Source organism: Rhodanobacter sp. Col0626 (assembly GCF_049994385.1).
Lineage (GTDB): Bacteria > Pseudomonadota > Gammaproteobacteria > Xanthomonadales > Rhodanobacteraceae > Rhodanobacter.
Genome location: NZ_CP188260.1, coordinates 3,626,529 through 3,651,192, shown reverse-complemented (window position 1 = coordinate 3,651,192; position 24,664 = coordinate 3,626,529). Strand labels below are relative to the sequence as shown.

At 64.8% G+C, this 24,664-nt stretch carries 22 protein-coding genes; 10 read left to right on the top strand and 12 right to left on the bottom strand.

Annotated features, from left to right (window positions below; genetic code table 11):
• The first annotated feature begins 38 nt into the window (after nucleotides 1-38).
• From pyk to ACPPVV_RS16045, 3 genes are all read left to right on the top strand, one after another.
• Nucleotides 39-1,508, top strand: coding sequence for a pyruvate kinase (pyk, locus tag ACPPVV_RS16055; RefSeq protein WP_426700873.1), 1,470 nt, complete (start codon nucleotides 39-41; stop codon nucleotides 1,506-1,508).
• A gap of 87 nt (nucleotides 1,509-1,595) precedes the next feature.
• Nucleotides 1,596-2,036: an energy transducer TonB gene (locus ACPPVV_RS16050; RefSeq protein WP_426700872.1), complete on the top strand. Its 441-nt coding sequence runs from the start codon at nucleotides 1,596-1,598 to the stop codon at nucleotides 2,034-2,036.
• 132 nt (nucleotides 2,037-2,168) lie between these two features.
• On the top strand, nucleotides 2,169-3,173 hold the full coding sequence (locus tag ACPPVV_RS16045; protein WP_426700871.1) for a class I fructose-bisphosphate aldolase: 1,005 nt from the start codon (nucleotides 2,169-2,171) through the stop codon (nucleotides 3,171-3,173).
• A gap of 91 nt (nucleotides 3,174-3,264) precedes the next feature.
• Here the strand turns inward: ACPPVV_RS16045 and ACPPVV_RS16040 are convergent, their stop codons facing one another.
• Nucleotides 3,265-3,864: a porin family protein gene (locus ACPPVV_RS16040; protein WP_426700870.1), complete on the bottom strand. Its 600-nt coding sequence runs from the start codon at nucleotides 3,862-3,864 to the stop codon at nucleotides 3,265-3,267.
• A gap of 206 nt (nucleotides 3,865-4,070) precedes the next feature.
• Entirely contained in the window at nucleotides 4,071-4,727 is a 657-nt protein-coding gene (locus ACPPVV_RS16035; RefSeq protein WP_426700869.1) for an outer membrane beta-barrel protein, read from the bottom strand.
• A gap of 233 nt (nucleotides 4,728-4,960) precedes the next feature.
• Here ACPPVV_RS16035 and tkt point away from each other — a divergent pair, with 233 nt between their 5' ends.
• Entirely contained in the window at nucleotides 4,961-6,970 is a 2,010-nt protein-coding gene (tkt, locus tag ACPPVV_RS16030; RefSeq protein WP_426700868.1) for a transketolase, read from the top strand.
• An 85-nt stretch (nucleotides 6,971-7,055) separates the two neighbouring features.
• Here the strand turns inward: tkt and ACPPVV_RS16025 are convergent, their stop codons facing one another.
• A complete protein-coding gene (locus tag ACPPVV_RS16025; RefSeq protein ID WP_426700867.1) occupies nucleotides 7,056-7,691 on the bottom strand; it encodes an HAD hydrolase-like protein in 636 nt (211 codons plus the stop codon).
• Nucleotides 7,691-8,872, bottom strand: a complete 1,182-nt coding sequence (locus tag ACPPVV_RS16020) for a phosphoglycerate kinase (protein WP_426700866.1) — start codon at nucleotides 8,870-8,872, stop codon at nucleotides 7,691-7,693. Before ACPPVV_RS16020 ends, ACPPVV_RS16025 begins: the two co-directional genes overlap by 1 nt.
• A 148-nt stretch (nucleotides 8,873-9,020) precedes the next feature.
• On the opposite strand from ACPPVV_RS16020, the gene maiA reads away from it, so the two are divergent.
• Entirely contained in the window at nucleotides 9,021-9,689 is a 669-nt protein-coding gene (gene maiA / locus ACPPVV_RS16015; RefSeq protein WP_426700865.1) for a maleylacetoacetate isomerase, read from the top strand.
• A gap of 68 nt (nucleotides 9,690-9,757) precedes the next feature.
• Here maiA and ACPPVV_RS16010 read toward each other — a convergent pair whose 3' ends face one another.
• A complete protein-coding gene (locus ACPPVV_RS16010; RefSeq protein WP_426700864.1) occupies nucleotides 9,758-10,870 on the bottom strand; it encodes a PilT/PilU family type 4a pilus ATPase in 1,113 nt (370 codons plus the stop codon).
• Between the two features lie 84 nt (nucleotides 10,871-10,954).
• Between ACPPVV_RS16010 and ACPPVV_RS16005 the strand changes: the two genes are divergently transcribed.
• From ACPPVV_RS16005 to glmS, 5 genes are all read left to right on the top strand, one after another.
• Nucleotides 10,955-11,521: a DUF4398 domain-containing protein gene (locus ACPPVV_RS16005; protein ID WP_426700863.1), complete on the top strand. Its 567-nt coding sequence runs from the start codon at nucleotides 10,955-10,957 to the stop codon at nucleotides 11,519-11,521.
• Complete coding sequence (locus ACPPVV_RS16000) at nucleotides 11,518-12,180, top strand: hypothetical protein (protein WP_426700862.1); 663 nt, start codon at nucleotides 11,518-11,520, stop codon at nucleotides 12,178-12,180. The genes ACPPVV_RS16005 and ACPPVV_RS16000 overlap by 4 nt, the downstream gene beginning before the upstream one ends.
• Nucleotides 12,181-12,546: 366 nt before the next feature.
• The gene (locus ACPPVV_RS15995) at nucleotides 12,547-12,774 is read left to right on the top strand and encodes a YdcH family protein (RefSeq protein WP_426700861.1); all 228 of its coding nucleotides are present in this window, start codon (nucleotides 12,547-12,549) and stop codon (nucleotides 12,772-12,774) included.
• Between the two features lie 167 nt (nucleotides 12,775-12,941).
• Nucleotides 12,942-14,312 carry a pyridoxal-phosphate dependent enzyme gene (locus tag ACPPVV_RS15990; protein WP_426700860.1) on the top strand — a complete coding sequence of 457 codons (1,371 nt, stop codon included), beginning with the start codon at nucleotides 12,942-12,944 and terminating at the stop codon, nucleotides 14,310-14,312.
• Between the two features lie 107 nt (nucleotides 14,313-14,419).
• Nucleotides 14,420-16,249: a glutamine--fructose-6-phosphate transaminase (isomerizing) gene (glmS, locus tag ACPPVV_RS15985; protein WP_426700859.1), complete on the top strand. Its 1,830-nt coding sequence runs from the start codon at nucleotides 14,420-14,422 to the stop codon at nucleotides 16,247-16,249.
• A gap of 54 nt (nucleotides 16,250-16,303) precedes the next feature.
• Here the strand turns inward: glmS and ACPPVV_RS15980 are convergent, their stop codons facing one another.
• The 7 genes from ACPPVV_RS15980 to ACPPVV_RS15950 all read right to left on the bottom strand — a co-directional run bounded on the left by ACPPVV_RS15980 (nucleotide 16,304) and on the right by ACPPVV_RS15950 (nucleotide 24,664).
• Entirely contained in the window at nucleotides 16,304-17,161 is an 858-nt protein-coding gene (locus ACPPVV_RS15980) for an AraC family transcriptional regulator (RefSeq protein WP_426700858.1), read from the bottom strand.
• Between the two features lie 39 nt (nucleotides 17,162-17,200).
• Complete coding sequence (locus ACPPVV_RS15975) at nucleotides 17,201-18,772, bottom strand: alpha-amylase family glycosyl hydrolase (protein ID WP_426700857.1); 1,572 nt, start codon at nucleotides 18,770-18,772, stop codon at nucleotides 17,201-17,203.
• 15 nt (nucleotides 18,773-18,787) lie between these two features.
• Nucleotides 18,788-19,606 (bottom strand): alpha/beta hydrolase, encoded by an 819-nt coding sequence (locus ACPPVV_RS15970; RefSeq protein WP_426700856.1) that lies wholly within the window; start codon nucleotides 19,604-19,606, stop codon nucleotides 18,788-18,790.
• Complete coding sequence (locus ACPPVV_RS15965) at nucleotides 19,603-20,721, bottom strand: alcohol dehydrogenase catalytic domain-containing protein (RefSeq protein ID WP_426700855.1); 1,119 nt, start codon at nucleotides 20,719-20,721, stop codon at nucleotides 19,603-19,605. Before ACPPVV_RS15965 ends, ACPPVV_RS15970 begins: the two co-directional genes overlap by 4 nt.
• The gene (locus ACPPVV_RS15960) at nucleotides 20,718-21,530 is read right to left on the bottom strand and encodes a phytanoyl-CoA dioxygenase family protein (RefSeq protein WP_426700854.1); all 813 of its coding nucleotides are present in this window, start codon (nucleotides 21,528-21,530) and stop codon (nucleotides 20,718-20,720) included. The genes ACPPVV_RS15965 and ACPPVV_RS15960 overlap by 4 nt, the downstream gene beginning before the upstream one ends.
• 136 nt (nucleotides 21,531-21,666) lie before the next feature.
• A complete protein-coding gene (locus ACPPVV_RS15955) occupies nucleotides 21,667-23,136 on the bottom strand; it encodes an MFS transporter (protein WP_426700853.1) in 1,470 nt (489 codons plus the stop codon).
• A gap of 115 nt (nucleotides 23,137-23,251) precedes the next feature.
• The gene (locus ACPPVV_RS15950; RefSeq protein WP_426700852.1) at nucleotides 23,252-24,664 is read right to left on the bottom strand and encodes a mannose-1-phosphate guanylyltransferase/mannose-6-phosphate isomerase; all 1,413 of its coding nucleotides are present in this window, start codon (nucleotides 24,662-24,664) and stop codon (nucleotides 23,252-23,254) included.

The window sequence follows — 24,664 nt, the reverse complement described above, 5'->3', positions numbered from 1 at the left end:
GTGGTGGCGTGCCGCGCGGCATCTGCTAGCCTCGGCACATGAACGAAAATTCCTTGCGCCGCACCAAGATCGTCGCCACCCTGGGTCCCGCCACCGACGTGCCGGGGATGCTCGAACGACTCATCGCCGAAGGCGTCAACGTGGTTCGCCTGAACCTTTCGCATGGGCAGCCGGACGATCACCGCGCTCGCGCCAATGCGGTACGGGCCGCTTCGGCTGCAGCTGGCTGCGAAGTGGGCGTGCTGGCCGATCTGCAGGGACCGAAGATCCGCATCGAGACGTTCGCGAATGGCCCGGTGGAACTGATCGACGGCGCTTCGTTCGTGCTGGACTGCCGCCCCGACGTGCCGCCGGGTGACGTCACCCGCGTCGGCGTCAGCTACTACGGCCTGCCGCAGGATGTGCATCCCGGCGACGTGCTGCTGCTGGACGATGGCCTGGTCGCGTTGACCGTGCTGGACGTAGTCGGCGCCGAAGTGCGTTGCCAGGTGTTGATCGGCGGCAAGCTGTCCAACCGCAAGGGGCTGAACCGGCAAGGTGGTGGGCTTTCGGTGACGGCGCTGTCGGACAAGGACAAGGCCGACATCAAGCTGGCTGCCGAGATCGGTGCGGATTTCCTGGCCGTGTCATTCGTGCGATCGGCCGAGGACATGCACCAGGCGCGTCGCCTGCTGCACGAGGCCGGCGGCAATGCCGCGCTGGTGGCCAAGATCGAACGCGCCGATGCGATCCCGGTACTGGGCGAGATCATCGACGCCTCCGACGTGGTGATGGTGGCGCGCGGTGATTTGGGCGTGGAGATCGGGGATGCCGAGCTGCCCGGCCTGCAGAAGAAGATCATCCGCGAATCGGTGCAGCGCAACCGCGCGGTGATCACCGCCACGCAGATGCTGCAGTCGATGGTGCGTTCGCCGATCCCGACCCGTGCCGAGGTGCTCGACGTGGCGAATGCGGTGATCGACGGCACCGATGCGGTGATGCTGTCCGAAGAGACCGCTGCGGGCGCTCACCCGGACAAGGCGGTGGCCGCGATGCGCCGGATCTGTCTCGGTGCCGAGCGTCAGTTCGAGCCAAAGGAAGACCTGACCACCGGCGGTCACCGGCTGGACCGTACCGATCAGGCGATCGCGTTGGCCGCGATGCTGCTGGCCGGCGAGCTGGGCGTGCGTGCGATCGTGGCGCTGACCGAGTCCGGCGCCACCGCGCAATGGCTTTCACGCTACCGCACGGCGGTGCCGATCTATGCGCTGTCGCCGCTGGCCGACGCGCGCCGGCGCATGTTGCTGCTGCGTGATGTGCAGCCGGTAGCGTTTTCCCATGAGGGCCTGAGTTCCGTGGCCACCGCTCGTTCCGCCGTGCAGCAGTTGTTTGCGCAGGGACGTCTGAGCGAGGGTGACCGTGTCGTGCTCACCCATGGTGACCACGTTGGCCAGGGCGGCGGCACCAACACCCTGAAGCTGCTCTCGGTCGGCGCCGACGGCATGGTGGAAAGCCTGCGCGACCTGTAAGGCGGGCGCACGGCCGGCGCGTTGACTGCCGCTGAACGATGCGGCGGGCTACACTTCGAGCCGTCGCATCCGGCCCAGGAGAACGCCATGACATCCCAATTTCGCCCTCTTCGCCAAGGCCTGCTGCTGGCGCTGGCGGTCGGTTTCGTCGCGCCGGCATTCGCGCAGGCGCGCAAGGTCGACCAGCAGGATCTGTACCGTTACTGGATCCTGCTCAATACCAAGGTGCAGATGGACGCGCCCAACACCGGGTTGAACCTCGACAAGCCCGGTTGCGCGGCGGTGACCTACACCGTCGGCTCGGACGGCGTGCCGATGAACGTGCAGGTGGCCAAGGTGGTGCCCAAGAGCGATCTGGGGCCGATGGCCCGCAGCGCGGTCTCGAATTTCCGTTACGGTCCGTCGCTGAACAACCACATCGGCGAACCGGTCGCCACCTATTACATCGTGCCGTTCAATGCGTCGAAGGATCCGGCGCAGCGCCAGCCGTTGATGGATGCCTGCAAGTTGCCCGGTTACGGTGCCTGACGCCGCCGTGTCGGGCGGGCCTGTCCGACCTGCCGATCTGGCTTATAATTGACGTTTTGAGCCATGCCGCTTCGGTTTCGAGGCGGCTTCAACCTTGTGCAGGCGGGCAACGCCACGCACCACGGAGTCGTCATGAGTATTGAAGATCTCGAAAGCATCGCCTTGGCGATGGTCGCGCCCGGCAAGGGCATCATCGCCATCGACGAGTCGACCAACACCATCAAGAAGCGCTTCGAGGCCGTCGGCATCGAAAACACCGAGGAAAACCGTCGCGCCTACCGTGAGCTGCTGCTGACCACGCCGGGCCTGAACGAGCATATCTCCGGCGCGATCCTGTACGACGAGACGATCCGCCAGTCGACCAAGGACGGCGTGCCGTTCACCGAGGTCATGAAGAAGCTCGGCATCATCCCCGGCATCAAAGTCGACAAGGGCCCGCAGCCGCTGGCCGGTTTCCCCGGCGACGTGGTCACCGAAGGACTGGACGGCCTGCGTGAGCGCCTGCAGGAATACGCGAAGCTGGGCGCCCAGTTCGCCAAGTGGCGCGCGGTGATCAACATCTCCGAAGAGAACCCCAGCTCCACCGCGATCGAGGCGAACTGCCACGTGCTGGCCCGCTACGCCGCGCTGTGCCAGGAAGCTGGCCTGGTGCCGATGGTCGAGCCCGAGGTGATCATGGACGGCGACCACAGCATCGAGGTCAGCTACGAAGTGCACGAGGCCGTGCTTCGCAGCCTGTTCAACGCGTTGTACGAACAGAACGTGATGCTGGAAGGCACCATCCTGAAGGTCAGCATGGTCATCCCGGGCAAGGATTCGGACGAGCAGGCCGATGCCGAGGAAGTGGCCGAGGCCACCGTACGCGTGCTGAAGTCCACCGTGCCGGCCTCGCTGCCGGGCATCGTGTTCCTCTCCGGCGGCCAGACCGACCAGCAGTCCACCGCGCATCTGAATGCGATGAACCAGATCGGCCCGCACCCGTGGCCGCTGTCGTTCTCCTACGGTCGCGCCATGCAGCAGGCGGCGCTGAAGCTGTGGGCGAAGGACATGAAGGCAAACTACGCCGACGCACAGAAAACCGTGCACGCCCGCGCCCGCGACAACGGCCTGGCCGCGCTGGGTCAGTGGAACGGCTGATCCTGGCAAGCGGCCATCGCTGACGCGACGGCACGAGGCAACAAAAAGGGCGCCAACGGCGCCCTTTTTGCTGTACACGAAACGATGAAACTCAGAAGCGGTATTCCGCGCTGACCGAGACCATGTCGGTGCTCAGGTCCACGCGATCCTTCTTCGCATCGTAGTAGTCGTAGTTCAGGCCAAGGCTGACGTTGTTGCTGAAGTCATAACCCACGCCGGCACCGGCGTACCAGCTGGTGTCGTCCAGGCCCTTGCGGACCGGGTTTTCGTCATTGCTCAGGCCGTGGCCCTTCCAGCCATAGATGCCCGTACGCGCGCTGACATACCAGTTCGGGCTGACATTGAAATGGCCGTTCACGCCAGCGGTCCAGCCATGCAGCTGGGACTTGCCGTGCTCGACCACCGGGTCGCTGTTGAAGATGTTCTTGGCGTGAATGTTGCCCAGGTCGTTGTAACCCACCTCGGCTCCAAGTGCGACAGCCGGGCTCAAGGCCCAGCGGTATCCGCCATTGACGCCATAACCGGTATCGCTGTCGTTGTAGGCACCATGGTCGATCGAGGTGCGGCCGACGTTGCCGTTGACGAACCAGCCGTCGTTATGGGTCGGAACGCTCTGTGCGAACACCGCAGGTACGGCCAGCAGGCCGGCAGAAGTGAAGGCGAGGGCAAGCAGGGTCTTTTTCATTTTCATGGGTTGCTCCGTTGTCATGGCAGTCGGCCCAATGGGGGAGTGGCCGCTGCGGCGATGCGCCACCCAAGACAGGCAGCGACACCTGTCCAGTTAGATGGGGCGGTCGCCAAAAGATTCAATACCGATCAGTACAGTATTAAGCCACGGTTAATTTGGCGTGGATGAGGCGGGCGCAAACCGCGTCCGCCTCATCCGGTGTTCCCTTCTTAGAAGCGGTATTCGGCAGTCAACGACGCCGTGTCGGTGCTCAGGTTGACGCGGTCCTTCCTGGCACGGAAATAGTCGTACGACAGGCCAAGGCCAAAGTGCTCGCTGAAGTCGTAACCCGCACCGGCGCCAGCGTAGAAATCAACCTGATCCAGGTCGTGGCGGTTGATGTCCTGGTTGGCGTAACCGTGGCCCTTCCAGCCGTACACGCCAGCGCGACCGCTGACGTAGAGGCCCTGCCACACGTTGATCTTGCCGTTGACGCCGGCGGTCCAGCCGCGCAGCGCGTTACGACGGCCGGTCAAGTTGACGTCGTTGCTGTTGAAGGCATTCTTCAACTTGAAATTGCCCAGGTCGTTGTAGCCGACTTCAAGGCCGAGGCCTACATCCGGACCGACTTTCCAGCGGTAACCGCCGTTGAGTGCATAGGTGGTCGGGTGATCGTTGTACGGGCCCGTGCCCAGATGGGCCTGGCCGACGCTGCCATTGACGAACCAGTTGCCGGTGCCGATCGACTGGCTCGGCTGGTAATTGCCGCCAGCCGGGGCCGCGCTGTCGGTGGTTGTCGGTGCCACGGCCTGGCTGTTGTCCTGCGCGAAGGCAGGCAGGGTCAGTGCAGCGGATACGATGGCGAGGGCGAGCAATGTCTTTTTCATGGGGTACTCCACTTTCTTATTTATTGAGCCGTGCCGCGGGCCATGGGGAAGGACACGCGCGGTCGGGCAGTGCCTGGGGATGACTCTGCGGGGCGTATTTCTAACGGGGCAATGCTGAAGCTCGCTGAACCACGCGGCTGAGTGTTAAGCAATTATTAATCCCGTCGGCACGGCGACAGCAAAAGGCCATATCAGCGACAATGAGCGCTTTTGCACCTTCCGGAGACTGCCCGATGACCACCCGCCGCGAACTCGCCAATGCCGTGCGAGCCCTTGCCATGGATGCCGTGGAAACGGCCAAGTCGGGTCATCCCGGCATGCCGATGGGCATGGCCGATATCGCCGAGGTGCTCTGGAACGACTTCCTGCAGTTCAATCCGGGCAACCCGAAGTGGTTCAACCGCGATCGTTTCGTGCTTTCCAATGGTCACGGCTCGATGCTGCAGTACGCGCTGCTGCACCTGGCCGGCTTCGACCTGCCGATGGATCAGCTGAAGCACTTCCGTCAGCTGCACTCGAAGACCGCCGGCCATCCGGAAGCCAGCGAAACCCCGGGAGTGGAAACCACCACCGGCCCGCTCGGCCAGGGCTTGGCCAATGCGGTGGGCTTTGCGCTTGCGGAGAAGGTGCTGGCGGCGCATTTCAACCGCGACGGTCACGACATCGTCGACCATCACACCTATGTTTTCCTCGGCGATGGTTGCCTGATGGAAGGCATCTCGCATGAAGTGGCCTCGCTGGCCGGTACCTGGCAGCTGGGCAAGCTGGTGGCGATCTACGACGACAACGGCATCTCGATCGACGGTGAAGTGCACGGCTGGTTCACCGACGACACGCCGGCACGCTTCGAGGCCTATGGCTGGAACGTGATCCGCGGTGTGGACGGGCATGACGCCGACGCCGTCGCCAAGGCATTGAAGGTCGCCACCAGCCAGGGCGACAAGCCGACCCTGATCTGCGCGAAAACCATCATCGGCTTCGGTGCGCCGAACAAGCAGGGCAAGGAAGAAAGCCACGGCGCCGCGTTGGGCAAGGACGAGATCGCCGCTGCGCGCGAACAGCTGGGATGGCACTACGCGCCGTTCGAGATTCCCGCGGACATTTACGCCGGCTGGGATCACAAGCAGGTGGGCAACGCTGTCGAGCAGGCCTGGAACGACGCGTTCGCAACCTACGCCGCCGCGCATCCGGAGCTGGCTGCCGAGTTCAAGCGCCGCATCGCCGGCGAGTTGCCAGCTGATTGGGCCGCCAAGTCGCAGGCCTATATCGCCAAGCTGCAGGCCGAAGGTCCGGAAGTGGCCTCGCGCAAGGCCTCGCAGATGACGCTGGACGCATTCGGTCCGCTGCTGCCGGAACTGATCGGCGGCTCGGCGGATCTTGCCGGTTCCAACCTGACCAAGTGGAAGGGCAGTCTCGACGCGGCCACCGGCAATAGCTCCGACGGCAAGGGCAACTACGTCTATTACGGCGTGCGCGAGTTCGGCATGACCGCGATCGCGAATGGCCTGGCGCTGCACGGCGGCTTCATTCCGTATGACGCGACCTTCCTGGTGTTCTCCGACTATGCGCGCAACGCGGTGCGCATGAGTGCATTGATCCCGGCGCACGCGATCCACGTCTACACGCATGACTCGATCGGCCTGGGCGAGGATGGTCCGACCCATCAGCCGGTGGAGCACATGGCATCGCTGCGTTACATCCCGAACAACCAGCTGTGGCGTCCGTGCGACGCGGTGGAGTCGGCTGCGTCATGGAAGGCGGCGATCGAGCGCAAGGGCGCACCGTCGTGCCTGGTGTTCTCGCGACAGAATCTCAAGCACCAGCAGCGCAGCGAACGCCAGGTCGCCGACATCATGCGCGGCGGCTACGTGTTGTCCGATCCGTTGGACACAACATTCCAGGCAATCCTGATCGCCACGGGTTCGGAAGTGGAGCTGGCGATGGAAGCCTCGCGCGCGCTGGCGCAGCAGAACGTGGCCGTGCGCGTGGTGTCGATGCCTTGCACCGAGGTGTTCGACGCGCAGCCCCTGGAATACCGTGAAGGCGTGTTGCCGGGCTGGTGTCGTGCGCGCGTGGCGGTGGAGGCGGCGACGGCTGATTTTTGGTGCAAGTACGTGGGCCTGGATGGCGAGATCGTCGGCATGACCACATTCGGTGCGTCCGCACCGGCACCGCAGCTGTTCGAGCACTTCGGCTTCACGGTGGCGCATGTGATCGATGCGGTGAAGCGCGTGGTTCGCTGACTCGTGTATGTGGGAGCGACTTCAGTCGCGATGCTTCACGGTGGTTGAAGAGCATCGCAACTGAAGTCGCTCCCACAGCATCAGATCAGCCGAGCAAGGCGGCCAGTTCATCCGGTGTCGCCGCGATTGCGCTGGCGCCGGCCCGCTCCAGTTCTTCACGATTGCCGAAACCCCACAGCACGCCAATGCCGCGCACCTGGTTGGCGACGGCGCCATCGATGTCGAAGTGGCGGTCGCCGATCATCACCGCGTCGGCTGGCGGGCAATCGAAGTCCGTCAGCGCTTCGGCGATCATCGAGGCTTTCTCGCTGTGCGGACTGTCCGGGTGCGGGCCGTACAGGCGCAGGAAGGCTTCGCCGAATGGCAAGTGGGCGATGATGGGTGCTGCATGGCGATGCGGCTTGCTGGTGACCACGGCGAGCCGGTGGCCGGCAGCAAGGAGCTGTTCGATCAGCGTCTCGATACCCGGATAGATTTCGTGCTCGCGCCAGCCCAGCGCATTGAAGCGCTCGTGGTAATACTCCACCGCGGCTTCGATCCGTTCGGCATCGTGATCCAGCAGTGGCGCAAAGCTGTGCCGCAGCGGCGGACCGATCCAGCGGCGCAGTTCCTCATGCGCCGGCGCCGGCACGTCCAGCCGAGCCAGTGCATGTTTCACGCACGCGGTGATCCCGTGTTCGGAATCGATCAGGGTGCCGTCGAGGTCGAACAGGCAAAGCATTATTTCGCGGCTCGCGCCTTCAGCGCGGTGACCGCCGGCAATTCCTTGCCTTCGAGGAATTCGAGGAAGGCGCCGCCGCCAGTGGAGATGTACGACACCTGGTCGGCGATGCCGTACTTGTCGACCGCGGCCAGGGTGTCGCCGCCACCGGCGATCGAGAAGGCCGACGAGGCGGCAATCGCTCGCGCCAGTGTCTCGGTGCCCTTGCCGAACGCGTCGAACTCGAACACACCGACCGGACCGTTCCATACCACCGTGCCGGCCTTCGCGATCAGCTCGGCATACAGCTCGGCGGTCCGCGGGCCGATGTCCAGGATCATCTCGCCCTCGCCGACCTGGTCGACCGGCTTTACCGTGGCCGGTGCCTGCGCGGAGAACGCAGGCGCCACCACCACGTCCACCGGCATCGGCACGGCGGCACCGCGGCGTTTCGCGTCGGCCAATACCTTTTTCGCGGCATCGATCAGGTCGGGCTCGAACAACGAGTTTCCGATCGAATGGCCCAACGCGGCGATGAAGGTGTTGGCGATGCCGCCACCCACGATCAGCTGGTCGACCTTGCCGATCAGGTTGTCCAGCAGCATCAACTTGGTCGACACCTTGGAGCCGGCGACGATCGCCAGCAGCGGATGCGCCGGATGTTCCAGCGCCTTGCCCAGAGCATCCAGTTCCGCGCTCAGCAGCGGCCCGGCGGCAGCGATCGGCGCGTACTTGATCACGCCATGGGTGGAGGCCTGCGCGCGGTGTGCGGTGCCGAAAGCGTCCATCACGAAGATGTCGCAGAGCGCGGCATATTTTTTCGCCAGCGTATCGTCGTCCTTGCCCTCGCCGACGTTCATGCGGCAGTTTTCCAGCAGCACCACTTCACCGGCGGCGACCTCGACGCCATCGAGATAATCGGCCACCAGCCGTACCGGTGTGCCGAGCTGTTCGCGCAGCCAGGCAGCGACCGGGGCCAGCGACGATTCGGCATCGAACCGGCCTTCCTTCGGCCGGCCGAGGTGCGACAGCACCATGACCTTCGCGCCGGCATCGCGGGCGGTCCGGATCGTGGGCAGGGCGGCGTCGAGGCGCTGGGTCGAGGTGATCTGGCCGTGGTCGTCGATCGGCACATTCAGGTCTTCGCGGATCAGCACGCGCTGGTCGCGCAAATCGAGGTCACTCATGCGGATGACTGACACGGCGGAACTCCGGTGGTGGATGGGAATGGCGCTGGAAGGCGCGAACCGCCTATTGTCCGGCCCGTCGCCGGACGATGCAAACCGGCGCCCGCCACGTGCGGGTCCACTTGATGGCTAAACTGCAGCCATTCAGGCATGCGGAGAGCACATGGCTACGGGACTGGTTCTATATGGTTACTGGCGTTCCAGCGCCGCCTACCGCGTGCGCATCGCGCTGAATCTGAAAGGCCTGGACTATGAAACACGGCCCGTGCATCTGGTGCGCGACGGCGGTCAGCAGCACGCGCCGGAGTATCGCGCGCTCAATCCGCAGGAACTGGTTCCCTGCCTGCTCGACGGCGACCGCGTGCTTACCCAGTCGCTGGCGATCATGGAATACCTCGACGAGACATATACGCAAACCGGGGCGGCGTTATTGCCGGGCGATGCGCGTGGCCGCGCCCAGGTGCGCGCTTTGGCGGCGGCGGTGGCGTGCGATATCCATCCACTGGGCAATCTGCGCGTACTGCAACAGCTTGAAACGCAGCTCGGTGCCAGCGAAGCGCAGCGCGTGGAATGGTCGCGATACTGGATCGCGACGGGCTTTCGGGCCATCGAGGCGATGCTGGCCGATAACGCGGCGATCGGCCGCTATTGTCATGGCGAGGTGCCGGGCATGGCCGACGCCTGCCTGATCCCGCAGGTCTACAACGCGCTGCGCTGGAAGCTGCCGATGGACGATTACCCGACTATTTGGCGCGTTCATCAGGCCTGCAACGAGCTCGAGGCGTTCCGGCAGGCTGCACCGGAAGTGCAGCCGGATGCGCCGCGAAGCTAGAAGCGAGTGTGGAGGAGCGGGAAACGAGAGGTTTGCTCCCCTCTTTCCCCTCCCTCAGTACGCATTCCTCAAAAGCCCATCCCGTACGGATCGTTGCCGACCAGTTCCTGATCGTTGCTGCCGCCTTCGGCAAGTCGGATCTTCAGGGCGAGGCCATCGCGCGAATCGGATTTGTTGAGCACTTCCTCCAACTCCACCCGGCCTTCCTTGTACAGCCGATAAAGCGACTGATCGAAGGTCTGCATGCCTTCCTGCAGGCTGCGATCCATCGCCTCCTTGATCTCGTGGATCTGGCCGCGGCGGATCATGTCGCGGATCAGCGGGGTATTCAGCAGCACCTCGGCGGCGGGGATGCGGCGACCGTCCTTGCCGATCACCAGGCGCTGGCTGATCACCGCGCGCAGGTTCAGCGCCAGGTTCATCAGCACGTTTTTGTGCGCCGATTCGGGGAAGAAGTTGAGGATGCGCTCCAGCGTCTGGTCGGCGTTGTTGGAATGCAGGGTGGCCAGGCACAGGTGGCCGGTCTCGGAGAACGCGATCGCCGCTTCCATCGTGTCGGTGTCGCGGATCTCGCCGATCATGATCACGTCCGGCGCCTCGCGCATCGCATTCTTCAGCGCCTCGTGGTAGCTGTGCGTGTCCAGACCCACCTCGCGCTGGTTGACGATCGCGCGCTTGTGCCGGTGCAGGTATTCGATCGGATCCTCGATGGTGAGGATGTGTCCGGGCGAGTTGGTGTTGCGCTGGTCGATCATGGCCGCCAGCGTGGTCGACTTGCCCGAGCCGGTGGCGCCGACCACCAGGATCAGGCCGCGCGGCTCCATGATCAGCTCGCGGAAGATGCTGGGCAGCTGCAACTGCTCGATGCTGGGGATCTCGCTCTTGATCGCGCGGATCACCATGCCCACTTCGCCGCGCTGCTTGAACACGTTGATGCGGAAACGGCCCGCTTCCTTCACCGCCAAGGCCATGTTCAGCTCCAGGTCGCGCTCGAACTGCGGTACCTGGCCTTCGTCCATCAGCGAATAGGCGATTTTCTTGACCATGCCGCTGGGCAGTCCGGTGTTGCCCAGCGGGTACAACTTGCCCTCGACTTTGATGTTCACCGGGGCGCCGGTGGACAGGAACATGTCCGACGCGCCCTTGTCTACCATAAGCTTGAGGAAGTAACCGATGTCCACAAAAGTCCCCTGTTTCGAAAATGCGCGTTGCAATGATGGATTATGCCCGCCCACAATACGCCGTGACACACCATGAGGAATGTGATGCATATCTTTTCCCCGCTGGCCGAACCCCTTGGTCGAGCCCGCACGGCAGCGACCTTTCTGGCACTGGCCATGACTTTGGCGCTGACCGGCTGCGCCACCGTGCCGCCGCCCAATGATTCGATGAACATGGCGCAGACCCAGCTGCAGGAAGCACGCGAGGCAGGCGCTGGCGATTACGCGCCGGTCGACCTGGGTTTTGCGCAGGACAAGTTCCAGCAGGCGCAATCGGCCATGGCCTCGCGCAAGTACGTTGTCGCGGCCGATCTGGCCGAGGAATCGCGTGCCGACGCCGAACTGGCCAGGGCCAAGGCCAGGCTGGGTGCCGCACGTGCGCAGATCCAGAGCAAGCTGCAGGAAAACACCAGCCTGCGCAGCCAGGGCGAGCAAACCGAGGCGGCCGGGCAGGCACCGGATGAGCAGCCGTCCGCCAGCCCTGCCGCTCCCGCCCAGGACATGCCCGCACCGTCATCCTCGGCCCTGTCCGCGCCCACTGAAGACGGATTCCAGACCGTGCCCGACGCCGTCCAGCCATCCGATGCCAACCCCCAGGGAGGCCAGCCATGACGCGTTTCACCGCGACCTTTGCCGCCATCGCACTGGCCCTGGTCAGCGTGGGTTCGGCGCACGCACGGCAAGACGATATCGACATCAGCCGGTTGAGCGGCAGCCTGGACCAGCTCGCCAATGACCCCGGCATGGGCAGCTATGCGCAGGCCGAACAGGCCCGCGCACGCGACGCGATCAACCGGCTGGCCCAGGCCAGCTCGCACGACCGCGCACATGATCTGTATCTGGCCGAACGACGGGTGGACCTGGCGAAGGCCGCCGCCCAGTTGCAGGTTGCCCAGGTCAAGCTGACCCAGCTCGACCGTGAACATGACCAGATCCTGCTCGACAACAGCCGGCGCGATGCGGAGATGGCGCGCCGCGAGCTGGAGCGTCAACGCCTGCAATACCAGCTGGCCCAGGAAGAGACGGCCCGCCTGCAACAGCAGGGGCAGGAATATTCACAGGCCGCCGACCAGGCGCGCGCCGAAGCCGAGCAAGCGAAAAAGCTGGCCGCCGCGCAAAGCAAGGTTGCCCACGCGGCTCGCCGTGAGGCTGCCTTGGCCGCGCAGGCCGCCAAGGCCATGCGTTCGCAGATGCAGGACGGTGGTTCTTCCACCGAACCTGCCGAGCCTGTGCACAAGAAGCCCGCCAAGAAGCACCAGAACCCGCAGTAGACAGGTCGGCCGGTCACTGTCCGGAAGTCCGCCGTCGGCCTCACGTCGACGGCGACAAGGGGCTTGCCGGGGACTCGGTTAGGTAAATGTAAAATACTGTTTTGACAGGTTTTTTACCAAAACAAGACGTTTTCCTGAAAGGCCGCCGCGAAGCTTGCACCGCCCTGATCGGCGGAGTAGGGTCAAAGCCCCACGAGGCATCCAGGCTTCGTGGGGCACTGACCTGAACCATGCGCCCATTCCACGTTTTTCATTCCCCATCCGCGTCCCGCAACGACGGCGCGGATCGTGGTTGCGTACATGGTTCAGACGTCTGCGGATGCCCACTCCGGGGCGCCGCAAGTCCACTCGCGAGGAGGTCGGATCATGTTTGAAAACCAGCAGCGTGATGATGTCGAGGCTTTGATGAAGGCCGATGCCGAATTCCGTCGGCTTTACCAGCACCACAAGCAACTCGACAGCAAGGTGCACGACGCCGATATCGGCGTACTCCCCATTGACGATGTCACCCTTGCCAGCATGAAGAAGGAAAAATTGCTGGCCAAGTCGCGACTGGAGCAAATGTGGGCGAATCGAGCGCACCGCATCCACTGAACCTGTGATTTCACGTGAAGCGCGGCCCCGGCATCCTCCTGTTGCACCTGGAAGGATTGCCGGGGCCGCGACGTTTCCGGCGTACGGCCGGAAGGCTCGGTTATCATGACGGCCCTGCCGGATGGGCGCTGCATGCGCATCGGCGCCTTCCTTGCCACGGAGTCTCCATGACGGTCCACCAGAGTGTCCTCGAACTGATCGGACGCACGCCGATGGTGCGCGCGCAGCGGCTCGACACCGGGCCGTGCGGGCTGTTCCTCAAACTGGAGAGCGCCAACCCGGGAGGCTCGATCAAGGACCGCATCGGCCTGTCGATGATCGAGGGTGCCGAGAAGGACGGCCGCATCCGTCCGGGCGACATCCTGGTCGAAGGCACCGCCGGCAACACCGGCCTCGGCCTGGCGCTGGTCGCGCAGCAGAAGGGTTACCGCCTGATCCTGGTGGTGCCGGACAAGATGAGCCGCGAGAAGATCTTCAACCTCAAGGCGATGGGCGCCGAAGTGGTGCTGACGCGCTCGGACGTGGCCAAGGGTCATCCCGAGTACTACCAGGACATGGCCGAGCGGATCGCCCGCGAAACGCCCGGCGCGTACTTCATCAACCAGTTCGGCAACCCCGACAACCCGGCCGCGCACATCGCCACCACCGGGCCGGAAATCCTCGAACAGATGGACGGCAAGGTCGATGCCGTGGTGGTCGGTTGCGGCTCCTCGGGCACGCTCAGCGGCCTGTCCAGATTCTTCGCCGAGCATTCGCCGCAGACCGAGCTGGTGCTGGCCGATCCAGTCGGCTCGATCCTGGCGCAGTACATCAACGAGGGCACGCTCTCGACCAAGTCCGCCAGCTGGATGGTCGAAGGCATCGGCGAGGATTTCCTGCCCTCGATCAGCGACTTCACCAGAGTGAGCAAGGCCTACGCGATCTCCGACAAGGAGAGCTTCCTCACCGCACGCGAACTGCTGGCGAAGGAGGGGGTGCTGGGAGGTTCGTCGACCGGCACGCTGGTGGCCGCCGCACTGAAATACTGCCGCGAGCAGACCACACCCAAACGCGTGGTGACCCTGGTTTGCGACACCGGCAACAAGTACCTGTCCAAGCTGTACAACGACTACTGGATGCTCGACAACGGTTTCATCGAGCGCGAGAAGCATGGCGACCTGCGCGACCTGCTGCTGCGCCCGTTCGCCCAGCGCGACACGGTGGTGATCGGCCCGAACGAGCTGCTGATCACCGCCTACAACCGCATGAAATTGTACGACGTGTCGCAGCTGCCGGTGATGGACGGCCACAAGCTGGTCGGCATCGTCGACGAATCCGACGTGCTGATGCACGTGCATGCCGACGAAGCGCGCTTCCGCGATGCGGTGTCGACCGCGATGATCACCAACCTGCAGAAGCTCGACGTGCGTTCGTCGATCGAATCGCTGTTGCCGGTATTCGAGCGTGGCCACGTGGCGATCGTGACGGACGGCGAGGACTTCCTTGGCCTGATCACGCGCATCGATCTGTTGAACTATCTGCGTCGCAAGGTGAACTGAGCTGGCGTTCACCGCTTCGGTGAAAGGCTGCAGTCAGGTCGTATCCGCATAATCGTTCGTCCCGACGAAGCCGGAGGCTCCGTCCTTCATCAAAGGAAACCCTGCCGATGTGTGGAATTGTTGCTGCCGCCGCCCAGCGTGACGTTGCCCCGCTGCTGATTGCCGGCCTGAAGGCGCTCGAATACCGCGGCTACGATTCATCCGGTGTGGCCGTGCTGGATGAGGGCACGATCCGCCGCGTGCGCGCCAAGGGCAAGGTACGCGAGATGGAAGCGCTGTACCTGGCCGATCCGTTGCCCGGCGGCACCGGTATCGCGCATACCCGGTGGGCCACCCACGGCGTGCCGAACGAAGCCAACGCGCACCCGCACGTGGCCGGTCGCGTGTCGATCGTGCACAACGGCATCATCGAGAACTACGTCAGCCTGCGCGCCGAGCTGCAGGCTGCCGGCCACGTGTTCACTTCCGAAACCGATACTGAGGTGATGGCGGCGCTGATCGATCGGCGCATCGGTCAGGGCATGAGCCTGCGCGAGGCCGTGCTGGCCACCGTGCGCGAACTGGAAGGCGCCTACGCCATCGCCGTGCTCAGCAGCGACGAGCCCGGCCGGGTGATCGGCGCGCGCCGCGGCGCGCCGCTGCTGGTCGGCCTGGGTATCGGCGAGAATTTCCTCGGTTCCGATGCACAGGCACTGATCCAGGTCACCAACAGGATGCTCTACCTCGAAGAGAACGACGTGGTCGAGATCAGCCGCGACAGCGTGCAGGTGTTCGGCCTCGACGGCACCCCGGTCGAGCGCGCCATGCACGAGAGCGAGTTGTCTTCCGATGCGGTCGAGCGCGGCGAATACCGCCATTACATGCAGAAGGAAATCTTCGAGCAGCCACGCGCGGTGGCCGACACGCTGGAAGCGCGCATCGGTCCGCATGGCGTGTTGCCGAACATTTTCGGCATCGACAGCGAGCCGATGCTGCAAGCCACCCGCGGCCTGCACATCATCGCCTGTGGCACCAGCTACCACGCCGGCCTCGTCGCCAAGTACTGGATCGAGGAATACGCACGGCTGCCGGTCAGCGTCGAAGTAGCCAGCGAGTACCGTTACCGCGAAACGGTGGTGCCGGCCGACACGTTGTTCGTGGCGATCTCGCAGTCCGGCGAAACCGCGGACACGCTGGCCGCGCTGCGCGAATCCAGTCGCCGTGGCTATCTCGGCACGCTGGCCATCTGCAACGTGCCCGAGTCCTCGCTGGTACGCGAAGCCAACCTGAAACTGATGACCCGCGCCGGTCCGGAAATCGGCGTGGCTTCGACCAAGGCGTTCACCACCCAGCTCGCCGGGCTGGCCCTGCTGACGCTGGAGCTGGCTCGCCGCAACGGCCTCGATCCGCAGCGCTACGAAACCCTGTGCGCCGAATTGCAGCGCCTGCCACGCGCGATCGAGGAGGCCTTGAAGCTGGAGCCGGCGATCATCGAGCTGGCTGGCGAATTCATGCACCGCCAGCACGCCTTGTTCCTCGGCCGCGGCGTGCAGTATCCGGTGGCGCTGGAAGGCGCGCTGAAGCTCAAGGAAATTTCCTACATCCACGCCGAGGCGTATCCGGCCGGCGAACTCAAGCACGGTCCGCTGGCCCTGGTCGACGAGAACATGCCGGTGGTCGCGGTGGCGCCGAACGGCCCGCTGCTGGACAAGCTCAAGTCCAACCTGCAGGAAGTGCGCGCCCGCGGCGGCCGCCTGATCGTGTTCGCCGATGGCGCCGCCGGCATGGACGACATGGCTGCCCATGGCGCCATGCTTCGCGTCGAATCCAGCAGCAGTTTCCTCGCCCCTGCCGTGTTCACCGTGCCGCTGCAGCTGCTCGCTTATCACGTCGCCGTGTTGCGCGGTACCGACGTCGATCAGCCGCGCAACCTGGCCAAGTCGGTGACGGTCGAGTAGACATCCGCCGAGGACCTTCGGAACGGCTCGATGGATGTCGGGCATGTTCCCTGACTATGGCGTGGAACGGACGCGTCCAACGCGGCGGTAGTCCATCGGGGTCATGCCGAAGCGGCGATGGAACAGTTCGCCGAAATGCGACGGCGTGGCGAAACCCAGGCCATCGGCAATGGCGGCGATGCTCTGGCCGGATTCCAGCAGGCGTCGACTGGCCAGATGCAGGCGATGGGTGCGCACGTAATCGCTCCAGCTCATGCCGACCTGCTGTTTGAAGCGGCGGCTGAAGTAGGCAGCCGACAGTGCGCACAGTGCCGCGGCCCGGGCTGCGCCGGGTGCGTTGGCGGGGTCGCGCCGCAGCCGGTCGATGGCGGGGCGCAGGCGTTGCAGTCCACCTGCGTCCGTCGCCAGCTTTTCGCCCTCGATGGCCGGTGCGCGGATGGCGTTGCGCAGCAGCAGTTCGACCAGCGGCCGCGACAACGGGTCGGCCGCGCCCAGTTCGACGAGCCAGTCGGCAAGCATCTGCAGGCGGCGATACAACGCCGGGCCAGGCCGGGCGCAGAACGGGTGCTTCAGGCGATCCAGCCCCGGCATGCGGGACAGCGTCTCGCCAGCGATGGCCTCGACCTGCACCAGCACCCAGTCGCGCGGCCCCGGCGCCAGCGAAAAATCATGCTGGACCATCGACGGCACGAAGGCGAGACAGCGCGGCGCCAGCGTGTAGCGGCGATCGTCGGCGATGAAATGGCCGGCCACTTTGCCGAACAGCACCAGTTCGTGCACGTCGTGGAAATGCACGAAAGGCTCGCTCGCGCCGGCTTCGCTGCCTTGGCGGATGCGCTCCGCACGCATCGGCGCGCCCGGAGCCAGTTCGACCGGTTCGCAGATCGGGCGATCGAGATGGGGCAGCGCCATGTCGAAATCCTCGCCGGCGTTCAACCGGTCATGTGCGTCTCAGTGGGTGCCCAGTATGCGCACCTGCATGGGATGGAGGCTGGCATCGACCGGCTGTTTCCCATCGCCCAGCAGGTCGAACCACGATGCATCGCCGAGCAGTGCCGGGTCGAGCACGGGCCGTGCCTCGGTATCGCCGAGGTTGGCGATCAGCAGCGTACGTCGCGGCCCGTCCTCGCGCAGGATGCACAGCACGGCGGAAGCATCGTCGCACAGGATGCGCTGGCTGCCTTCGCGTAGTTCGGGCCTCGCGCGGCGCAATGCCAGCAGCTTTCGGTACCAGTGGTACAACGAGCCTGGCTGTGCCTGCTCTTCCTCCAGCGAAACGCCGTCGTTCGAGCGGTTGAAGCGTTCGGTCCACCAGCGCTGCGGACCCTGGTACCAGGTGGCCGAGCCGGGTGCGGCCAGGTCGGCTTTCCAGCGGAACGCCTCGCGCATGGGGATCTGGACGGCATCGGATACCGGAACATTTTTCAGCGGACGTCCGCGCATGCCCAGTTCCTGGCCGTAGTAGATCAGCGGCTCGCCCTTCAGCATCAGCGCAATGGCGGCACCGACGCGCGCCTTTGCCGGGTTGCCGTCGACCAGCGACATGAAGCGGTCGATGTCGTGGTTTTCCAGCATGATCACCTGGTCCTTGCCCGCCGGCGTGGCGGCGGCCGTGGCGCGCAGCGTCTTGACGATGGCGTGTTTGTCGAGCTGCGCCAGCGCGCCGCGTAACGGGAACGCAAATACCAGGTCGGCATGGCCGCGCGTCAGCCACGCATCGCCGTAGCCCCAGCCGGCCTGCTCGGCCAGGATGCGCAGCTCCGGCCGGCGCGCTTTCAGCGCGCGGAACAGCGGTGTCCAGAAATCCGCAAACAGGTTTTTGTCCAGGCCCTTGTCATCCAGGTCGTCCATCATGTGGTCGATGCGGAAACCGTCGACACCATCGCGGCCGCTGCCGTCGCCGTGGGGATCGGCCCAGAACAGCAGCAGATGCAGGAAGTAGCGTTTTACCGCAGGCTGGTTCAGGTCGACCATCGCGATACCGATATGGCGGCCGTCGTAGCCGTCCCACGTGGCGTGATCGAGAAAGGGCTCGGCCACGCGGTGTTGCGGATCGCGCCACAGCAGGTAGTCGGCATATGTCGCGTGGGGTTTGCCGATCGAATCGCGCCTCCATGGATGGCCTTCGGCGACGTACTGGAATTCCTCGTCCAGATACACCTTCAGACCGCGCGCGTGGGCTGCGCGGACGAACGCGAAATAATCATCCATCGAACCGTAGGCGGGTTCGATCGCCTTGAATTCGGTAGCGAAATAGTTGTGGTAGTACGGCGATGGCTGCAGCGGGGTGAGCAGGATCGAGGTGATGCCCAGCTGCTTCAGGTAATCGAGCTTGCCGGTCAGGCCTTTGAGGTCGCCGATGTGGTCGCCGTTGCTGTCGGCAAAGCTGCGCTCGAAGATCTGGTAGAACACTTCGTCGGCGGGCTTGGCGCGTGGCGGTGCATCGACGGCAAGCGCAGGCAGCGCAGCCGAACCCAGCAGGGCGATGACGAAACATGCGATCAGTGATCTTGCCTTGCTCATGCGGTGCGCTCCGTTTCAGGGATGCTGGTGCAATACGTCGCCGAAGAACCGCAGTGTGGCGTCCAGTGCTCCGGCCCAGTAGCTCCAGTCGTGATCGCCATCTTCTTCCACGTAGTGATGCGCGATGCCGGCCCGTTGCAATGCACGATGCAGTTCGCGGTTGGCGTCCAGGTAAGGATCGTGGCGGCCACAGGCGAAGCGGATCGGCGGCAGCGGCCCGTTGTCGCCGGTTTCGGTCAGCGCGGCCAGCACGCTGCGGTCGGCTGGTGCAGTGCTCCAGCTTGCGGAACTTTCCTCGATCAATGGCGCGAATTGCGCGACATCGGTCATCGATGAAAGCGCGGCGGCGGCGGTCAGGCGCTGCCGGTATTTGCCAGCCAGACGCAAGGCGCCGAAGCCGCCCATGCTCAGGCCCGCCACCAGCAGCGGCGAGCGTGCGGTGCAGCCTTCGACTATCTCGCGCGCCAGCATGGGCACTTCGTCGATGATCCAGCGCTCGGCATCCTGGCGGGCATGCGCCACGTAACCCGAGCCATCGCCGCACAAGCCGTCCGACGGCATCAATAGCGCGATCGGCGGCAATGCGCCCTCGTCGATCAAGCGGGCGGCGGTGAGATGCGCTGCCCCTTTCAGCGCCCAGGCCCAGTGCGAACCGAACACGCCGTGTAGCAGGATCACGATCGGCAAGTCCGCTACGTTCTTCGCCGCGGGGGGAACGAACAAGGTGACGTCGGCCCGCCCGCCGAGTGCTGAGCTCTTGACGGTGATGAAGTCCAATCCCGTTGCGGTGATGGTCGGGTCGGATCGCTCGATGGTGCGGAATATGGTGTTCATGCGATGCGCAACACGCCCTTGCTGCTGCGGCCGGACAGCATGTCGTCGAAAGCCTGGTCGAGCGCGTCCAGCGGATAGCGATGGCTGATCAGCGAAACGAGTTCAAGACGGCCATCGGCTACCCAGTCGAACAATCGCGGAAAGTCGCGGGCCGGCACGCAGCCGCCGTACAGCGGCGCCATGTAGCGCTTGTTCCAGAACAACTGCGGCAGGTCGAGCGTGGCCGGTCCATGGGCACCGCTGACCTGCAGCGCGTCGCCGCCATTGCGGACCAGCTGCAGCGGCAGCAGCGCGAGCGCGGGCACGCCGGTGGCCTCGAACGCGTGATCCACGCCGCGGCCGTTACTCAATGTCCGCACCGCGGCGATCAGCTGCATGTGCTGTGGATCGTCATCGTTGGCCAGCAGCGCGTGGGTGGCACCGAGCTCGATCGCGCGATCGAGCCGGGCCTGCACGCGATCGATGGCGATGATGACCTCGGCTCCGGCGATGCGCGCGCCCTGGATCACGTTGAGCCCGACACCGCCGCAACCAAGCACCGCCACCGTGGCACCGGGCTGAATCGCCGCGACATTGATCGCCGAACCCACACCAGTCATCACCGCGCAACCCAGGATGCACGCAATCTCCACCGGCAGGTCCGCAGGCAATGGAGTCACCGCCTCCGCGCGCACCACCGTGTAACGCGAAAAGGTGCCCAGGTGGAACGAGCGCTCGATCGGCCGTCCCTGCCATCGCGTGGCACCGGCATGGGCGCGACTGTGGCCGAGCCGGGGCACATCGAGTTCGTGGGTGCGCTCGCACAGCGCGTCGGCACCCTGCGCGCACTGGAAACAGCTGCCGCACGGAATCGCCCAGTTCAGCAGCACGGGTTGTCCGATCTGCAAACCCTGCACGCCTGCGCCGATCTGTTCGACATGACCGGCACCTTCGTGGCCCATCACCAGCGGTCCGGGCCAGCGCAGCGACGCATGGTCGGTGTGGCAGACGCCGGCGGCCGCGATCGCGATACGCACCTCGCCCAGGCCGGGCGGATCGACATCGATCGTTTCGAACGTGAAACGGCCGTTGCCGTCGGAGATCAATGCTGGTCCGCTGACAACACCAACGCTCATGTCGTGCGTTCGAACAGCAGCGGGTTCTTCGGCGTGTCGATCACCGCGTCGATGGTCGCGCCGGGACACCAGCGTTCCCAATCGGCCTGTTGCATCGTGTTGCTGGGCGCCTTCAGTTTCATGTCGCGATCCATGTAGATCACCGTCATCACCGAGCGCGGTTGCGTCGAGCGGTTCGGGCCGGCGCGATGGAAGGTCCAGCCGAGGTGGAAGCTCACCTCGCCCAGCGCGAAAGGCTCGTCCACCACGCGGAAGCCCCGTGCTTCCATGTTCGCGGTGATCGCGCGCTCGCTCTCATCGGAAATACCCAGGTCGCGGCCGAACTCCACGTCCTGGCTGCCGGCGAAGAAAGCCAGCGGACCCATCTCCTGCGGCACCGCCTGCAAGGGTACCCAGGCGGTAATCGTGCGGTCGCTGTCGACCGGCCAGTAGTACTGGTCCGCATGCGCCGGCGTGATGCCGCCGCGTGGTTCCTTGTACAGCGATTGATCGTGGTAGAGCCGCACGCCATCGACCTGCAACAACGCTGCTGCAAGTCCGGCCAGGCGGCGGCCGAACACGAATTCCCGCACCTGCCCGCTCTCCTCCCACAGGTTCATCACCTGCAGGAAGGCACGGTCATAGGTGCTGCGTTGCTCCAGCGGCAGTGCCTGGGTATTGAGTGCGATGGTCAGCCGGGTGATCTCGTCGCCGTAATGACGCAGCTCCGCGGCGTTGAACACGTCCTTGAGCCGGATGAAACCATCGCGGCGGAAATCGGCGATCTGCCGCTCCGACAGCGGATAGGGTCGATCGAGGTCAATCGTCATGCCGTCAGCTCCGTTCGGTTCGGGCGGCGTTCGTCCCGGCCCAGGTCAGCTGCCATGGTAGGAACTGGCGCGGCGCGGTACATCGGCGGCGTTTGTCCAACCGGATAGCTGAACTATCGGATTCATGACCTGTGGATCAAGCCGGTTCCACCTCGATCCGCACGCGCAGCGCGCACAGTCCGGCCAGCAGCAGACTCGCACCGCCCAGCGCGAGCGCCCATATCGGCTGGCCATGGAAGAACCGCTTGAGCAGTTCGCCCAGCACGCTCGCGGCGACCAGCTGCGGAATGACGATGAAGAAATTGAAGATGCCCATGTAGACGCCCATCTTGGCCGCCGGCAGGTTGTCCGAGAGCATGGCGTAGGGCAGCGACAGGATCGACGCCCAGGCGAAACCGACGCCGAGCATCGACAGCAGCAGCCAGTCCGGATTGCGGATGACCAGGAAGGACAGCAGCCCCGCGCCACCCAGCCACAGGTTGATCAGGTGACTGACGCGCAACCCCCAGCGGCGCACCATCAGCGGAATGACCAGCGCCGCGAGCGCGGCAAAGCCGTTGTAGGCGGCGAACAGCACGCCGACCCAGTTGGCACCGTCGTTGTAGGCCACCGAGCTCGGGTCGGTGCTGCCGAAATGCACTTGGGTCACCACGGCGGTGGCATAGATCCACATGGCGAACAGGGCGAACCACGAGAACAACTGCACCCACGCGAGCTGGCGCATCACCGCGGGCATGGCACGCAGGTCGTCCAGCACCTGCGCGAGCATGCCTTGGCTGCGTGTCTGTGCCAGCCACAGCAGGGACGCACCGTAGGCCATCAGCCCGGCAACCAGCAGGTACATTTCGTGTTGCAACCGGAAGCCAGCGATCAGCGTGGCCACAAGCACGCCACCCAGTATCCAGAGCATCCCTCTGCGCGCGGTGCCTTCACTACGGTTGCGGGCCGCTTCGACCGGCGCGGGATCGAAGGCCTGCAATTGGTCCGGCGGATATTCGCGGGTGCTGAGCACGGTCCACAACACGGCGCCGAGCAGTACCGCGCCACCGGCGTAGAACGACCAGGTCACGGTGTCGGGAATGCCGCCACCCGGTGCGCTGTTGCTGACGCCGCATTTGGCCAGCAACCACGGCATGGCGGAGGCGATCACGGCGCCGATGCCGATGAAGAAGCTCTGCATCGAGTAGCCCAGCGGACGCTGGCGAACCGGCAGCTGGTCGCCGACGAAGGCGCGGAATGGCTCCATCGAAATATTGATCGATGCATCCATCAGCCACAGCAACGCCGCCGCCATCCACAGCGTCGGCGCATTGGGCATCCACAGCAGCGACAGCGCGGCGAGGATCGCACCAGCGAGGAAATACGGGCGGCGCCGCCCGAGTCTTGTCCAGGTGCGGTCGGACAGGTGCCCGATGATCGGCTGCACGATCAGGCCGGTGATCGGCGCCGCCACCCACAGCACGGGGATCTGTTCCAGCGACGCGCCCAGTGTCTGGAAGATGCGGCTGACGTCAGCCGTCTGCAGCGCAAAGCCGAACTGGATACCGAGGAAACCGAAACACATGTTCCAGATCTGCCAGAACGACAGTTCGGGTTTTGTCCGCATGAGGGAAGCGCCCTGGTGGCAAGCGGGCGATCATGCAGGCAAACCGTGTCGGTTGCATGTTGCATGGCGGGAAACGCCATGCTCCTTCAGGCGCGCCCTCTACCGTCGCGGGCGCTCATGCGCGGCCGTAGACATCGTCGTAGCGCACGATGTCGTCTTCGCCCAGATAGCTGCCGGACTGCACTTCGATCAGTTCCAGCGGAACCTTGCCGGGGTTGCGCAGGCGGTGCTTGCTGCCCAGCGGAATGTAGGTGCTCTGGTTTTCACCAAGCAGGAACACCTTGTCGTCGCAGGTGACCTCGGCGGTGCCGGACACGACAATCCAGTGCTCGGCACGATGGTGATGCTTTTGCAGGCTCAGGGACGCACCGGGCTTGACCTGGATACGCTTGACCTGGAACCGCTCACCCGACTCCAGCGAATCGTAATTGCCCCATGGCCGATGAACCACGCGGTGCAGCGAATGCTCGCTGCGACCGGCGGCCTTGAGTTGTTCGACGATCTTCTTCACATCCTGCGCGGCGTCGCGATGCGCCACCAGGGTGGCGTCCGGCGTGGTCACCACGATCAGGTCGTCGACGCCGACGGTGGCGACCAGGTGGCGGTCGTGCGAACGCAGCAACGAGTTGCGCGTGTCCACCGCCATGGTGTCGCCTTCGCACAGATTGCCATCGGCGTCCTTGTCGCCGGTCAGCCACAGCGCCGACCACGAGCCGATGTCGCTCCACGCACAGCTGACCGGGATCACCGCGGCGCGCTGGGTTTTCTCCATCACCGCATAATCGATCGAATCGTCGGGCACCTGCGCAAACGCGTCGTGATCAATGCGCACGAAATCGAGGTCGGCCGAGGCTTTGGCGTGTGCCTCGCGCACCGCGGCCAGCATGGTCGGCGCGTGCGTGGCCAGTTCTTCCAGATAGCGCGAGGCCTTGAACAGGAACATGCCGGAGTTCCAGTCATAGCCGCCGTCAGCGAGGTAGGTGCCGGCAGTGGCGAGGTCGGGCTTCTCGACGAACTGTTCGACACGAAAACCGTGATCGTCGATCGCCTCGGCACGACGGATGTAGCCGAATCCGGTTTCCGGCCGATCCGGGCGGATGCCGAAGGTGACCAGCCAACCTTGCTCGGCCAGCGGCGTGGCCAGCTTCACTGCATCGACAAACGCCTCCGTGTCGCCGATCAGGTGGTCTGCCGGCAACACCAGCAGCAGGGCATCGGCATGGCGCTCCAGCGCCTGCAGCGCGCCCAGCGCGATCGCCGGGGCGGTATTGCGGGCCAACGGCTCCAGCACGATGGTGGCGTCTTCGACGCCGGCTTCCAGCAGCTGGTCGGCGGCGAGGAAACGGTGATCCTCGCTGGCCACCACGATCGGCGCGACGACATCAGGCAATTGCCGTGTACGCGCGATGGTTTGCTGGAACAGCGTGCCCTTGCCGGCCAGCTCGAGGAATTGCTTGGGCAGGTTCCGTCGCGATACCGGCCACAGCCGGGTGCCGCTGCCGCCGCTGAGAATGAGGGGGATCAACAT